The following is a 13,945-nucleotide window of genomic DNA, read 5'->3' on the forward strand; positions in this document are numbered from 1 at the left end:
CATGACCCGCCCGCCCTATTCCTGGCCCTCCCCCGACCGCGATTATGCGAACGGCGATTTCATCCCCGGTGCCGCGGATTTCCCGCCGCGCTGGCGGGCGGAGGCTGCGGCGTTTCGCACAGGCCTCGGCGCCCGGGCGCAGCCGGATCTGGACTACGGCCCGGGCGCGCGCCAGCGCTATGACCTGTTCCTGCCCGAGGGCACGGCGCAGGGCACGGTGATCTTCATCCACGGCGGCTACTGGCTGGCCTTCGGGCGCGAGGATTTCTCTCATCTGGCGCGCGGGCCGCTGCTGCGGGGCTGGGCGGTGGCGATGCCGTCCTATACGCTCACCCCCGCCGCGCGCATCCATGAGATCACGGCGGAAATGGCGCGGCTGACCCGGCTGATCGCCGCGACGCGGCCGGGGCCGGTCACCGTCACCGGCCATTCCGCCGGCGGCCATCTGGCGGCGCGGATGGGCTGCGCGGATCTGGCGCTGCCGGTGGCGCGGGTGGTGCCGATCTCGCCGCTGGCCGAACTCGGGCCGCTGATGGCCTGCAAGATGAATAAGGATCTGCGCCTCGACACCGCAGAGGCCGCGACCGAAAGCCCGGCCCGGCTGACGCTTTCCCCCGGCACCTCGGCGCATATCCAGGTCGGCGCCAATGAGCGCCCGGCCTTCCTGTGGCAGGCGCGCACGCTGTCCGAGGAATGGGCCTGCCCCTGGACCGCTGCCCCCGGGTGCCACCATTTCGACGTGATCGACGCGCTGACCGACCCGGCCTCGGCGCTCACTGAAACCCTGCTCGCGGTCTGATCTTCATCCTGACCCAAATACCCCGGGGGAGGAGGCGCGGAACGCGCCGGAGGGGGCGGCGCCCCCTCAGCCCTCGCCGGCCAGATGCACCGCGGTGCCCCAGTCCTCGCAGGCCCGCGTCAGATGCTCGCTCAAGGGCCGGTCGGTGAAGACCGCATCCAGATCGGCAAGCGAGGCCAGCCGCGCCGGGGCCGAGCGCTGGAATTTCGAGTGATCCGTCACCAGAAACGCGCGGCGCGCCTGTTTCAGGATCGCTTTCGAGACCCGCACCTCGGCCAGATCATAGTCGAGAATGTCGCCGTCGCCATCCACCGCCGAGCAGCCGATCACCGCGAAATCCACCTTGAACTGCGCAAGGAACTGCGTGGTCAGCTCGCCCACGAGGCCACCGTCCGAGCGCCTCAGCGTGCCGCCCGCCAGCACCACCTCGCAGGCCGGGTTGGCGGCGAGGATATTCGCCACATTCATGTTGTTCGTGACCACGGTGATGTTCTGATGCTGCAACAACGCATGGGCCACCGCCTCGGTTGTGGTGCCGATGTTCAGGATCAGGCTGGAATTGTCGGGGATATGCGCGGCGCAGGCCCTGGCGATCCGCGCCTTGGCCCTGTCGTTCATCTTGCGCCGGCTTTCCCAGGCGATGTTGGTCACGCCGGTGCGCGCGACCGCGCCCCCGTGTACCCGTTCCAGATGCCCGGCCTCGGCCAGTTCCGCCAGATCGCGGCGGATGGTCTGCAAGGTCACGTTGAGCCGGCTGGCCAGATCCTCGACCACCACCCGCCCCTCGGCGCGGGCGATATCGAGAATCTCGCTCTGACGAAAGCTGAGCGCCATCGGCCGGTCTCCCTGTCTTTTCAGGCGCTCATGCCACGGATGGACGGGTTTGTCATCGGCGCGCCGCAGCGCCCTTGCCTTCGTTTTCCCGCGATTTTTCGCCGCATACGCGAAGGCGCGCAGACAAGCATTTGATATGATGGATCTTCGCATCTCGCATATGCGAAAAATTTCGACTTATCCCTAAAACGAAAAAAAACGAAAACAGGCTATTGACGATTCCGGCCCCTGTGGCGCAGGCTGAGAAGCGGGGGAGGACCGGAATTTGAGCGCGCAGATGCAGCCGGAAACGGCGGATCTTTTCGTGATTGGCGGCGGCATCAACGGCTGCGGCATCGCGCGCGACGCGGCGGGGCGCGGGCTTTCGGTCACGCTGGCCGAACAGGGCGATCTGGCGCAGGCGACCTCTTCGGCCTCGACCAAACTGTTCCACGGCGGGCTGCGCTATCTGGAATATTTCGAGTTCCGCCTGGTGCGCGAGGCGCTCTCTGAGCGCGAGGTGCTGCTGAGGAACATGCCGCATATCGCCCGGCCGATGCGCTTCGTGCTGCCTTACGATCCGGCGATGCGGTTCGAAAGCGATACGCCCACCTCGCGGCTTCTGGGCCATGTCATGCCCTGGATGCGGGGGCGCCGTCCGGCCTGGCTGATCCGGCTGGGCCTGTTCCTCTACGACCATATCGGCGGGCGCAGGATCCTGCCCGGCACGGCCAGCCTCGATCTGCGGACCGACCCCGCCGGGCAGGCGCTGAAGCCCGGCTTCACCCGCGCCTGGGAATATTCCGACTGTCAGGTGGACGATGCGCGGCTCGTGGTGCTGAACGCGCGCGACGCCGGGGCGCGGGGCGCAAGGATCCTGACCCGCACCCGGGTCAGCGAAGCGAAGCGCGAGGCCGGGCACTGGCTGATCCGCACCGAAACGCCCGAGGGGCCCGCGACCCACCGCGCCCGTGTGCTGGTCAACGCGAGCGGCCCCTGGGTCGGCCATGTGATCCGCGACACGCTGCATCTGCGCACCGCCGAGGGCGTGCGCCTGGTGCGCGGCAGCCATATCGTCACCCGGCGCCTGTTCGATCACGACCGCGCCTATTTCTTCCAGGGCCCGGATGGCCGCATCATCTTTGCCATCCCCTATGAGGGTGATTTTACCCTGATCGGCACCACCGACCAGGACCACCAGGGCGCCCCGGGCGAGGCGGTCTGCTCGGACGCCGAGCGCGATTATCTCTGCGCCTTCGCCAGCCGCTGTTTCGCCCGCCCCGTCACCCCCGCCGATGTGGTCTGGAGCTATTCCGGCGTCCGCCCGCTTTACAACGACGGGGCGAAATCGGCGACGGCGGCGACGCGGGAATATGTGCTCTCGCTGGACCGCGACGGCGCCCCCCTGCTGAACGTGTTCGGCGGCAAGATCACCACCTACCGCCGGCTGGCGGAACAGGCGATGGCGAAACTCGCGCCGTTCTTCCCGCAGGCGGGCCGGCCCTGGACCGCGGACGCGCCGCTGCCGGGCGGCGATTTCCCGCATGACGGCCTGCCCGCACTGATCGCCGGGCTGAGGGCCGCGCATCCGTTCCTGAGCGAAGCCGGGGCCCGCCGCCTCGCCCGCGCCTATGGGTCTGACGCCGCGCAGATCCTCGGCAATGCCCGCGAGGCGGCTGATCTGGGCCGGGATTTCGGCGCGGGCCTGACTGAGGCCGAACTGCGCTGGCTGATGGAGAAGGAATACGCCCGCACGCCCGAGGATGTGATCTGGCGGCGCACGAAACTGGGGCTGCGGCTGAGCGCGGACCAGATCGCCGCCCTCGCCGAGCATATGGCGCAGCACGGCGCGCAGACAACAACCGCCGCCTGAGCGCGGGATGACGGAGGACACATGGTGCTGGAACTGAAGGGTGTGGGCAAATCCGTGGCCGGACGCCCCCATATCCACCCCACCGATCTGCGGCTGGACGGCGGCACGATGAACGTGCTGCTCGGCCCCACTCTGTCGGGCAAGACCACGCTGATGCGGCTGATGGCGGGGCTCGACCAGCCGACCACCGGGCGGGTGTTCCAGAACGGCGAGGACGTGACCGGCCGCCGCGTCCAGGACCGCGGCGTCGCCATGGTTTACCAGCAGTTCATCAACTATCCCGGCATGACGGTTTACGAAAACATCGCCTCGCCCCTGCGGATCCTGCGCCGCCCGCGCGAGGAAATCGACCGGCGCGTGCGCGAGACCGCCGAAATGCTGCGGCTGACCCCGATGCTGGAGCGGAAACCGCTGGAACTGTCGGGCGGCCAGCAGCAGCGTTGCGCGCTGGCGCGGGCGCTGGTCAAGGGCGCCGGGCTGGTGCTGCTCGATGAGCCATTGGCCAATCTCGACTACAAGCTGCGCGAGGAATTGCGCATGGAAATTCCAAAGATCTTCGAGGCTTCCGGCGCGATCTTCGTCTATGCCACCACCGAACCCGAGGAGGCTTTGCTGCTCGGCGGCAATACCGCGACGCTGTGGCAGGGCCGCGTGACCCAGTTCGGACCGACAGCGCAGGTCTACCGCCAGCCGAAAGATGCGACCACCGCCCGGGTGTTCTCGGACCCGCCGATGAATTTCGTCCCGATCTTCCGCGAGGGCAACCGCATCTGCTTCGGCGCGACCGCCAACGCCCCCGCCGAGGGCGCGCTGGCCGCTCTGCCCGAAGGCCGCTACATCGCAGGTTTCCGCGCCAACCACTTGCGGATCAACAGACATTCCGGCGCGGCGGTGGAATTTGACGCCAAGGTTCTCGTCACCGAGATCACCGGCTCCGAGACCTTCATCCATGTCGGCCATGGCGAGGACCGCTGGATCGGCCTCGTTGGCGGCATCCACAACCTTGAGGCCGGGGCGCCGCTGTCGGTCTGGCTCGACCCCGCGCATGTCTATGTCTTCGGCCCCGACGGTGAGCTGGTGGTTCCCGCCGGCTATGCCCTCGCCCCGCAAGAGAAGGTCGCCTGACATGGCCCGGATCACGCTGGAAAATCTTGCCCATTCCTATCTGCCGAAACCTGTCTCGGACGCGGATTTCGCGCTGAAGCAGATGACCCATATCTGGGACGACGGCGGCGCCTATGCGTTGCTCGGCGCCTCGGGCTGCGGCAAGACCACGCTGCTGAACATCATCTCGGGCCTCCTGACCCCCAGCCAGGGCCGGGTGCTGTTCGGCGACCGCGACGTGACCCATGCGCCGACGGCCGAGCGCAACATCGCCCAGGTGTTCCAGTTCCCGGTGGTCTACGACACGATGACGGTGCGCGAAAACCTGGCCTTTCCCCTGCGCAACCGCGGCAAGGACGCGGGTTATATCGCCGCCCGCGTCGGCCGGATCGCGCAGATGATCGGGATGGAGCACGGGCTGGACCGCAAGGCGCGCGGGCTGACGGCGGATGCCAAGCAGAAGATCAGCCTCGGGCGCGGCATGGTGCGCGAGGATGTGAACGCCATCCTGTTCGACGAGCCGCTGACGGTGATCGACCCGCATATGAAATGGGAGCTGCGCACCCAGCTCAAGCAACTGCACCGCCAGTTCGGCCATACGATGATCTATGTCACCCATGACCAGACCGAGGCGCTGACCTTCGCCGACAAGGTGGTGGTGATGCACGACGGCCGGGTGGTGCAGATGGGCACGCCGGAAGAGCTGTTCGAGACCCCGGCCCACACCTTCGTGGGCTATTTCATCGGCTCGCCGGGGATGAACCTGTTCCCCGCGAAGGTGCAGGGGCGCGAGGCCGATCTGGGCGGTCTGCGGATCGACCTCGGCGCGGATTACGCCCCGCTGGCGGGTGAGACGAAGATCGGCATCCGCCCGGAATATGTTCAGATCTCGGATCAGGGACACCCGGTAAGTATCTCATCCGTCGAGGATGTCGGCCGCCACCGCATCCTGCGCGGCCGGCTTGCCGGCCATCCGGTCAACGCCATCCTCCACGAAGGCGAGAGCCTGCCCGCAGAGCCCCGCCTCGGCTTCGTGCCGGGGCGGATCAATGTCTACCACGACGACTGGCGCGTCGCGCCCGGGAAGGTGTGAGCCATGGACAGACCCTGGAACAACAAGGCCTGGTTTCTGGTGCTGCCGGTGCTGGCGCTGGTGGCGATCTCGGCGGTGATCCCGCTGATGACGGTGGTGAACTACGCCTTCAACGACACATTCGGCAACAACCAGTTCTTCTGGGCGGGGCTGGAATGGTTCGACGAGATGATCCATTCCTCGCGCCTGCATGGCGCTTTGGGGCGGCAGATCCTGTTCTCGGCGATCATCCTCGCCATCGAAGTGCCGCTCGGCATCTTCATCGCGCTGAACATGCCGAAGAACAAGGGCTTCTGGTCCTCGCTCTGCCTTGTGCTGATGGCGCTGCCGCTCCTGATCCCGTTCAACGTGGTCGGCACCATCTGGCAGATCTTCGGCCGGGTGGACATCGGGCTTCTGGGCCGCACGCTTTCGGCGCTCGGGGTGGATTACAACTACGTCTCGGATCCGATCGACGCCTGGATCACCGTGATCGTAATGGATGTCTGGCACTGGACCTCGCTGGTCGCGCTTTTGTGCTTCGCGGGCCTGCAAAGCATCCCGCAAGCCTATTACCAGGCAGCGAAAATCGACCAGGCCAGCCGTTGGGCGGTGTTCCGCCATATCGAACTGCCGAAGATGAAGGGCGTTTTGCTGATCGCGGTTCTGCTCAGGTTCATGGACAGTTTCATGATCTACACCGAGCCTTTCGTCGTCACCGGAGGCGGCCCCGGCAATGCCACCACCTTCCTGTCGATTGATCTGGCGAAGATGGCCACCGGCCAGTTCGACCTTGGCCCGGCGGCGGCGTTCTCGCTGATGTATTTCCTTGTGATCCTGCTGATCTCCTGGGTGTTCTATACCGTGATGACCAATCTCGACCGTGACGAAACCAGCGGGGAGGCGAAGTGATGCGCATCCGCCCCTCTGCCATCGTCATGACGGTCTATATCCTGTTCCTTTTGCTGCCGATCTACTGGCTTCTGAATATGAGCCTGAAGACCAATGCCGAGATCACCGGCGGCTTCAGCCTCTGGCCGCGCGACCTGACCTTCCGCAATTTCGCGACCATCCTGTCGGACCCAAGCTGGTATATGGGTTACGTTAACTCGCTGATCTATGTGGTTCTGAACACGGTGATTTCCATCACCGTCGCTCTGCCCGCGGCCTATGCGTTCAGCCGTTACCGCTTCCTTGGCGACAAGCATCTGTTCTTCTGGCTGCTGACCAACCGGATGGCGCCGCCCGCGGTCTTCGCGCTGCCGTTCTTCCAGCTTTATTCGGCGATGAACCTGATCGACACCCATATCGCGGTGGCGCTGGCGCATTGCCTCTTCAACGTGCCGCTGGCGGTCTGGATCCTTGAGGGCTTCATGCGCGGCGTGCCCAAGGAGATCGACGAGACTGCCTGGATCGACGGCTATTCCTTCCCGCGCTTTTTCGCCCGCATCTTCATGCCGCTGATCGCGAACGGGATCGGGGTCGCCGCCTTCTTCTGCTTCATGTTCTCCTGGGTGGAGCTGCTGCTCAGCCGCACCCTGACCACCACGGTCGCCAAACCCATCGGCGTGACCATGACCCGCACCGTCTCGGCCAGTGGGATGGACTGGGGCGTGCTGGCGGCGGCCGGGATCCTGACGCTGATCCCCGGCGCCCTGGTGATCTGGTTCGTGAGGAATTACATCGCCCGCGGCTTCGCCCTGGGCCGGGTCTGAGGGAGGATGGCCATGACGCAAACCCGCTGGCTCGCACTCTACGCCGTCACCACGCTGATCATGCTGGCGATCCTCGGCGCGCTCTGGATCGAGGTGCCGCTGAAGGACGGCGCGCGCAATATCACCGGGCAGATGTTCCCGGGCGGCTGGATGGCCTGGACCTTCCCGGTCGCTCTGTTCTTCTGGATCATCGCAAGCCTCTTGATCGTGATGACCCTGCTTGCGATCCGTTTCCCCGAGACGCCGCGCATCGGCATCCTCGGGATCGAGACCACCCGGGGCGACCGGCTGTTCATCAGCCTGCTCGGCTCGGCCTTCATCGCGCTGATCTGGCTTTTCTTCGCGGGCCCGCCGGTCTGGGGCGCGCTTGTTCTCTGCCTTCTCTGGGCCGCGGCGGTCTTCGCCCTGGTCTGAGGAAGGAATGCAGCGGGGCCAGGCGGCAGGAGGGCCGCCCCGCCCCTGACAACGACAACTTTCAACGGGAGGAAACAATGAAACGGAAAGTCACTTCCACCGCCATGGCGCTGGCGCTGCTGGCGCTCGGCGCCCCGGCCTGGGCCGATATGGACGCGGCGAAAGCCTTCCTCGATGCCGAGATCGGCGATCTGTCCTCGCTGAGCCGCGAGCAGCAGGAAGCCGAGATGCAATGGTTCATCGACGCCGCAGGGCCCTTCCAGGGCATGGAGATCAAGGTGGTCTCGGAAACCATCACCACCCATGAATACGAATCCAAGGTGCTGGCGCCCGCATTCACCGCCATCACCGGGATCAAAATCACCCATGACCTGATCGGCGAGGGCGATGTGGTCGAACGGCTGCAAACCCAGATGCAGTCGGGCGAGAACATCTATGACGCCTATATCAACGACTCGGATCTGATCGGCACCCACTGGCGCTACAAACAGGCGCGCAGCCTGACCGACTGGATGGCGGGCGACGGGGCAGACGTGACCAGCCCGACGCTTGACCTTGAGGATTTCATCGGGCTGAAATTCACCACCGCCCCGGACGGCGACCTCTACCAGTTGCCCGATCAGCAATTCGCCAATCTCTACTGGTTCCGCTACGACTGGTTCTCGGACGAAAAGACCAGGGCCGATTTCAAAGAGGCTTACGGCTACGACCTCGGTGTGCCGCTGAACTGGTCGGCCTATGAGGATATCGCCGAATTCTTCACTGGCCGCGACATGAGCTATATGGGCGGGCCGGCTTCGGGCGTTTTCGGCAATATGGACTACGGCAAGAAAGACCCCTCGCTCGGCTGGCGCTACACCGATGCCTGGTTCTCGATGGCCGGGGGCGGTGACAAGGGCGAGCCGAACGGTCTGCCGGTCGACGAATGGGGCATCCGGGTGGATGAGAACTCGCGCCCGGTGGGTTCATGCGTGGCGCGGGGCGGCGCGACCAATGACGCGGCCGCGGTCTATGCCGTGACCAAGGCGATCGAATGGCTGCAAAAATACACCCCGCCCGAGGCCATGGGCATGACCTTCGGCGAGGCCGGGCCGGTGCCCGCTCAGGGCAATATCGCCCAGCAGATGTTCTGGTACACCACCTTCACCGCCGATATGGTGAAGCCCGGAACCGCGGTGATGAACGATGATGGCACGCCGAAATGGCGCATGGCCCCCTCGCCCCATGGCGCCTACTGGTCCGAGGGCACCAAGGTCGGCTATCAGGACGTGGGTTCGTGGACGCTGATGGAATCCACTCCGGTCGACCGCGCGAAAGCCGCCTGGCTTTATGCCCAGTTCGTCACCTCGAAAACGGTCGATGTGAAGAAGGCCCATACCGGGCTGACCTTCGTGCGCGATTCCACCATCAACCACGAAAGCTTCACCGAGCGTTCGCCGCAGCTTGGCGGTCTGGTGGAATTCTACCGCTCGCCCGCGCGGGTGGCCTGGTCGCCCACCGGCACCAACGTGCCGGATTACCCGAAACTGGCGCAGCTCTGGTGGCAGAACATCGGCGACGCGATGTCGGGCGCCAAGACGCCGCAAGAGGCGCTCGATGCGCTTTGCGCCGAACAGGAGCGGGTGATGGAACGGCTGGAGCGCGCCGGGGTTCAGGGCGACATCGGCCCGAAGCTGAACGAGGAGAAGGATCCGCAGGAATGGCTCGATGCCGAAGGCTCGCCGGTGGCGAAGCTCGAGAACGAGGATCCGGCGCCGGAAACCATCAGCTATGACGAACTGATCAAGTCCTGGCAGTAAGAGGCTCTTGCGGGCGGCGCAGACCGCCCGCAAATTTCTTGGAAGAAATTTGACCGGAATTTTGGAAAATTCCGGGGCCCGCGATCAGGGGAAAGCGCCGGACATGAGCCATATCCTTGCCATCGACCAGGGCACCACCTCGTCGCGCGCCATCCTGTTCGACGCGCGCCTGCGCCCCGTCGCCTTGGCGCAGGAGGAATTTCCGCAGATCTTCCCCGCGCCCGGCCAGGTCGAACACGATCCAACATCGCTGTGGTCCACCGTGGCCGCCACCGCCCGCGCCGCGATCGAGAAGGCGGGCGCCAGCGCCGCGGGAATCGCCGCCATCGGCATCACCAACCAGCGCGAAACCACGCTCCTGTGGGACCGCAGGACCGGCCAGCCCCTGCACAATGCCATCGTCTGGCAGGACCGCCGCACCGCGCCGCTGTGTACCGAGTTGCGCGAGGCCGGACATGAGCCGATGATCACCGCCCGCACCGGCCTGCTCTGCGATCCCTATTTCTCGGGCACCAAGCTGAAATGGCTGCTCGACCATATCCCCGGCGCCCGCGCCCGTGCGGCGAAAGGCGAGCTGGCCTTCGGCACGGTGGACAGCTGGCTGATCTGGAACCTGACCGGCGGCCGCACCCATGCCACCGACGCCACCAATGCCGCCCGCACCCTGCTCTACAACATCGCCGAAAACCGCTGGGACGAAGAAATCTGCGCGCTTCTCGACATCCCCCTGCCGCTTCTTCCCGAGGTGCGCGACTGCGCGGGCGATTTCGGCATGACCCGCCCGGACCTCTTCGGCCGCGAGATCCCGATCCTCGGCGTCGCGGGCGATCAGCAGGCCGCGACCATCGGCCAGGCCTGTTTCGCGCCCGGCATGATGAAATCCACCTATGGCACCGGCTGTTTCGCGCTGCTGAACACCGGGACAGACCTGGTGCCGTCGAAGAACCGCCTGCTTTCCACCATCGCCTACCGGCTGAAGGGTGAGACCACCTATGCGCTGGAAGGCTCGATCTTCATCGCGGGCGCGGTGGTGCAATGGCTGCGCGACGGGCTGAAGATCATCCGCGAGGCGCGCGAGACACAACCGCTGGCCGAGGCCGCCGACGAGGCCCAGGGCGTGGTCCTCGTCCCCGCCTTCACCGGCCTCGGCGCGCCCTACTGGCAACCCGAAAGCCGCGGCGCAGTTTTCGGCCTGACCCGCAACTCGGGCCCCGCGGAACTCGCCCGCGCGGCGCTGGAAAGCGTCGGCTACCAGACCCGCGACCTGCTGGAAGCGATGCGCGCCGACTGGGGCGCGGCGGCCGAGGGCGTTCTGCGCGTCGATGGCGGGATGTCGGCCTCGGACTGGTCGATGCAGTTCCTCGCCGATATCATCGGCCAGCCGGTCGACCGCCCGGTGGTGACCGAGACCACCGCGCTCGGCGCCGCTTTCCTTGCCGGGATGGAAGCGGGCGTCAGCGGCGGCCCCGGGGAGTTCGCCGCCGCCTGGGCGCTCGACCGCCGCTTCGCGCCCGCCATGGCGGAACCCGCGCGCGAGGCGAAATATGCCCGCTGGCGCCGCGCGGTCGCCGCCTGTATGGACTTCCGATGATCTACGCCATCGAGGCCCCGCCCCGCATCCTGTTCGGCCGCGGCGAGGCCGCCAAAGCCCCCGCCATCCTTGCCACCTTCGGCCCGCGCGGCGTGATCGTCCATGGCCGCTCTGCCGCCCGCGCCGCCTGGCTCGCGACCGCCCTGCCCGGCCATGCCATCCTCTCCATCGCCTGCCCGGGCGAGCCGGTGCTGGACGATCTGACAGGGGCGCTGACCGAGGCCCGCGCCCACCGCCCCGACTGGGTGGCGGCGGTGGGCGGCGGCGCGGCGCTCGATCTCGGCAAGGCGCTCGCCGCACTGATCCCGGCGCCGGGCACGCCGATGGACCATCTGGAAGTGGTCGGCCGGGGCCTGCCGCTCTCGGACCCGCCGCTGCCGTGGATCGCGCTGCCCACCACCGCCGGCACCGGAGCCGAGGTCACCCGGAACGCGGTGATCGGCCTGCCGGAACATGGCCGCAAGGTCTCGCTGCGCGATCCCGCGATGCTGGCGCGGGTCGCCATCATTGACCCTTCGCTGACCGACGGCTGCCCGCGCGAAGTGACGCTCGCCTCGGGCCTCGACGCGATCACGCAAGGGATCGAGCCCTTCCTGTCGGGCCGCGCGACGCCTTTCACCGACGCGATCACCCGCCCGACGCTGGCCCTGGGCCTGCCCGCTTTGATGCGGCTGATGCAGGCCGAGGATACCGCCGCGCGCGACATGATGGCGCATGTCAGTCTGACCGGCGGGCTCGCGCTGGCGAATGGCGGGCTCGGCGCGGTGCATGGCCTTGCCGGGGTGATCGGCGGCCGGATCCCGGCGGCCCATGGCGCGATCTGCGGCGCGCTGCTCGGCCCGGTCTTGCGCGCGAACCATGCGGCCACCAAAGCCACCCCCTTCGCCGCCCGCCTGACCGAGGTCTTCACCGCCCTCGCCCCGGCGCTCGGCTGCGCTCCCCAAGACACGCCCGAGGCCCTCGCCGCCTGGGCGCATGACGCCGGCCTGCCCCGCCTCGCCGCGCTCAGCCTCAAACGCGACCAGATCCCCGACATCGCCGCCGCCTCGGCCAGTTCCAGTTCGATGAAAGGCAACCCGGTGCCGCTGCCGCAAAACGCGCTGGAACGGATCCTCGAAGCCGCGCTTTGATTTTCACCCTGACGAAAATACCCCGGGGTATGCCGACGGTTTCGCCACCGGTTCAAGGAACCGGCGGCATGGGGGCAGAGCCCCGCAAAGCTAAGGGCCACCCCGAAGGGCGGCCCTCAGCTTTCGCACAACCCGAAAAGATCACTCGATCATCGGCAAGAGCGCATCGACGGATTTCTTGGCATCGCCGTAGAACATCCTCGTGTTCTCCTTGTAGAACAGCGGGTTCTCGATTCCCGAATACCCCGTGCCCTGGCCGCGTTTCGAGACGAACACCTGTTTCGCCTTCCAGACCTCCAGCACCGGCATCCCGGCGATGGGGCTGTTCGGGTCCTCCTGCGCCGCCGGGTTCACGATGTCGTTCGAGCCGATCACGATGGCCACATCGGTCGAGGGGAAATCGTCGTTGATCTCGTCCATCTCCAGCACGATGTCATAGGGCACCTTGGCCTCGGCCAGGAGCACGTTCATATGCCCGGGCAGCCGGCCCGCCACCGGATGGATGGCGAAACGCACCTCTTTCCCCTTCGCGCGCAGCTTGCGGGTCAGCTCGCTGACCGACTGCTGCGCCTGCGCCACCGCCATGCCGTAACCCGGCACGATCACCACCGAATCCGCGTCGTTCAGCGCCGCCGCCACGCCTTCGGCGTCGATGGCGATCTGCTCTCCGGTGACTTCCATCGCCGGGCCGGTGGTGCCACCGAACCCGCCGAGGATCACCGAGATGAACGAACGGTTCATCGCCTTGCACATGATGTAGCTCAGGATCGCCCCCGAAGAGCCCACCAGCGCGCCGACCACGATCAAGAGATCATTGGACAGCGAGAAGCCGATCGCCGCCGCCGCCCAGCCCGAATAGCTGTTCAGCATCGACACGACCACCGGCATGTCGGCGCCGCCGATCCCCATGATCAGGTGATAGCCGATGAACAGGGCCGCAATCGTCATGCCGATCAGCGCCAGCGAAGAGCCGGTTTGCAGATAGACCACCAGCAGCACCAGCGAAATCGCCGCCGCGCTCGCGTTCAGCACATGCCCGCCCGGCAGTTTCTTCGCCTTGCCGTCGACGCGGCCCGCCAGCTTGCCGAAAGCGATCACCGAGCCGGTGAAGGTCACCGCGCCGATGAACACGCCGAGGAAGGTCTCGACCCGCAGGATCGAGATCTCGACCGGCGTCTTATGCGCGATCACCGCCGCGAAGCCGGTCAGCTCTTCGGCCAGTTTGGAAAGCGCCATCACCTTGTCGAGGTCGGCGAAGACCGCCCCGGCCGGATCCTGCGCCAAAGCCAGCAGATCGGCGAGCCGCACCATCTCGATATGGGTGTTGAAGCCGATGAACACGGCGGCCAGACCCACCAGCGAGTGCATCGCGGCAACAAGCTGCGGCATCTCGGTCATCTGGACGCGCTGCGCCACCACCCAGCCGGCGGCGCCGCCGGCAAGGATCAGCACCAGCGACAGCCACCACAGACCGGCGCCCGGGCCGATCAGCGTGGCGGTGACCGCAAGGCCCATGCCGAAAATCCCGTACCAGACCGCGCGTTTCGCGCTTTCCTGGTTCGAGAGCCCCCCGAGAGAGAGGATGAACAGAACCGCCGCGACGACATAGGCGGCCGTGGTGAAACCGAATTCCAT

General features: G+C 66.6%; 12 protein-coding genes. 10 read left to right on the top strand and 2 right to left on the bottom strand.

The window, feature by feature from the left end:
* The first annotated feature begins 1 nt into the window (after nucleotide 1).
* Nucleotides 2-799 carry a hormone-sensitive lipase gene (locus tag XINFAN_RS16705; protein ID WP_124088002.1) on the top strand — a complete coding sequence of 266 codons (798 nt, stop codon included), beginning with the start codon at nucleotides 2-4 and terminating at the stop codon, nucleotides 797-799.
* Nucleotides 800-865: 66 nt separating this feature from the next.
* Here the strand turns inward: XINFAN_RS16705 and XINFAN_RS16710 are convergent, their stop codons facing one another.
* Nucleotides 866-1,633 carry a DeoR/GlpR family DNA-binding transcription regulator gene (locus XINFAN_RS16710; RefSeq protein WP_124088003.1) on the bottom strand — a complete coding sequence of 256 codons (768 nt, stop codon included), beginning with the start codon at nucleotides 1,631-1,633 and terminating at the stop codon, nucleotides 866-868.
* A gap of 277 nt (nucleotides 1,634-1,910) precedes the next feature.
* Between XINFAN_RS16710 and glpD the strand changes: the two genes are divergently transcribed.
* From glpD to XINFAN_RS16755, 9 genes are all read left to right on the top strand, one after another.
* Complete coding sequence (glpD, locus tag XINFAN_RS16715; protein ID WP_124088041.1) at nucleotides 1,911-3,485, top strand: glycerol-3-phosphate dehydrogenase; 1,575 nt, start codon at nucleotides 1,911-1,913, stop codon at nucleotides 3,483-3,485.
* 21 nt (nucleotides 3,486-3,506) lie between these two features.
* Nucleotides 3,507-4,610, top strand: coding sequence for an ABC transporter ATP-binding protein (locus tag XINFAN_RS16720; RefSeq protein ID WP_124088004.1), 1,104 nt, complete (start codon nucleotides 3,507-3,509; stop codon nucleotides 4,608-4,610).
* A gap of 1 nt (nucleotide 4,611) precedes the next feature.
* Nucleotides 4,612-5,682: an ABC transporter ATP-binding protein gene (locus tag XINFAN_RS16725; protein ID WP_124088005.1), complete on the top strand. Its 1,071-nt coding sequence runs from the start codon at nucleotides 4,612-4,614 to the stop codon at nucleotides 5,680-5,682.
* Between the two features lie 3 nt (nucleotides 5,683-5,685).
* Nucleotides 5,686-6,573: a carbohydrate ABC transporter permease gene (locus tag XINFAN_RS16730; protein WP_124088006.1), complete on the top strand. Its 888-nt coding sequence runs from the start codon at nucleotides 5,686-5,688 to the stop codon at nucleotides 6,571-6,573.
* Nucleotides 6,573-7,376 (top strand): carbohydrate ABC transporter permease, encoded by an 804-nt coding sequence (locus XINFAN_RS16735; protein WP_124088007.1) that lies wholly within the window; start codon nucleotides 6,573-6,575, stop codon nucleotides 7,374-7,376. The genes XINFAN_RS16730 and XINFAN_RS16735 overlap by 1 nt, the downstream gene beginning before the upstream one ends.
* 12 nt (nucleotides 7,377-7,388) lie before the next feature.
* Complete coding sequence (locus XINFAN_RS16740) at nucleotides 7,389-7,790, top strand: DUF2160 domain-containing protein (protein WP_199286449.1); 402 nt, start codon at nucleotides 7,389-7,391, stop codon at nucleotides 7,788-7,790.
* A gap of 77 nt (nucleotides 7,791-7,867) precedes the next feature.
* A complete protein-coding gene (locus XINFAN_RS16745) occupies nucleotides 7,868-9,589 on the top strand; it encodes an ABC transporter substrate-binding protein (protein WP_124088008.1) in 1,722 nt (573 codons plus the stop codon).
* A 103-nt stretch (nucleotides 9,590-9,692) separates the two neighbouring features.
* Complete coding sequence (gene glpK, locus XINFAN_RS16750; protein ID WP_124088009.1) at nucleotides 9,693-11,180, top strand: glycerol kinase GlpK; 1,488 nt, start codon at nucleotides 9,693-9,695, stop codon at nucleotides 11,178-11,180.
* On the top strand, nucleotides 11,177-12,310 hold the full coding sequence (locus XINFAN_RS16755) for an iron-containing alcohol dehydrogenase (protein WP_124088010.1): 1,134 nt from the start codon (nucleotides 11,177-11,179) through the stop codon (nucleotides 12,308-12,310). Before glpK ends, XINFAN_RS16755 begins: the two co-directional genes overlap by 4 nt.
* A gap of 141 nt (nucleotides 12,311-12,451) precedes the next feature.
* Here XINFAN_RS16755 and XINFAN_RS16760 read toward each other — a convergent pair whose 3' ends face one another.
* Nucleotides 12,452-13,945, bottom strand: a complete 1,494-nt coding sequence (locus XINFAN_RS16760) for an NAD(P)(+) transhydrogenase (Re/Si-specific) subunit beta (RefSeq protein WP_124088011.1) — start codon at nucleotides 13,943-13,945, stop codon at nucleotides 12,452-12,454.

It is taken from the genome of Pseudogemmobacter humi, from assembly GCF_900609055.1.
GTDB classification, from domain to species: Bacteria; Pseudomonadota; Alphaproteobacteria; order Rhodobacterales; family Rhodobacteraceae; genus Pseudogemmobacter; species Pseudogemmobacter humi.

Excerpts from the sequence above, each read along its gene's own strand:
- XINFAN_RS16705 (WP_124088002.1), top strand. The coding sequence starts at position 2 with ATGACCCGCCCGCCCTATTCCTGGCCCTCCCCCGACCGCGATTATGCG.
- XINFAN_RS16710 (WP_124088003.1), bottom strand. The coding sequence starts at position 1,633 with ATGGCGCTCAGCTTTCGTCAGAGCGAGATTCTCGATATCGCCCGCGCC.
- glpD (WP_124088041.1), top strand. The coding sequence starts at position 1,911 with ATGCAGCCGGAAACGGCGGATCTTTTCGTGATTGGCGGCGGCATCAAC.
- XINFAN_RS16720 (WP_124088004.1), top strand. The coding sequence starts at position 3,507 with ATGGTGCTGGAACTGAAGGGTGTGGGCAAATCCGTGGCCGGACGCCCC.
- XINFAN_RS16725 (WP_124088005.1), top strand. The coding sequence starts at position 4,612 with ATGGCCCGGATCACGCTGGAAAATCTTGCCCATTCCTATCTGCCGAAA.
- XINFAN_RS16730 (WP_124088006.1), top strand. The coding sequence starts at position 5,686 with ATGGACAGACCCTGGAACAACAAGGCCTGGTTTCTGGTGCTGCCGGTG.
- XINFAN_RS16735 (WP_124088007.1), top strand. The coding sequence starts at position 6,573 with ATGCGCATCCGCCCCTCTGCCATCGTCATGACGGTCTATATCCTGTTC.
- XINFAN_RS16740 (WP_199286449.1), top strand. The coding sequence starts at position 7,389 with ATGACGCAAACCCGCTGGCTCGCACTCTACGCCGTCACCACGCTGATC.
- XINFAN_RS16745 (WP_124088008.1), top strand. The coding sequence starts at position 7,868 with ATGAAACGGAAAGTCACTTCCACCGCCATGGCGCTGGCGCTGCTGGCG.
- glpK (WP_124088009.1), top strand. The coding sequence starts at position 9,693 with ATGAGCCATATCCTTGCCATCGACCAGGGCACCACCTCGTCGCGCGCC.
- XINFAN_RS16755 (WP_124088010.1), top strand. The coding sequence starts at position 11,177 with ATGATCTACGCCATCGAGGCCCCGCCCCGCATCCTGTTCGGCCGCGGC.
- XINFAN_RS16760 (WP_124088011.1), bottom strand. The coding sequence starts at position 13,945 with ATGGAATTCGGTTTCACCACGGCCGCCTATGTCGTCGCGGCGGTTCTG.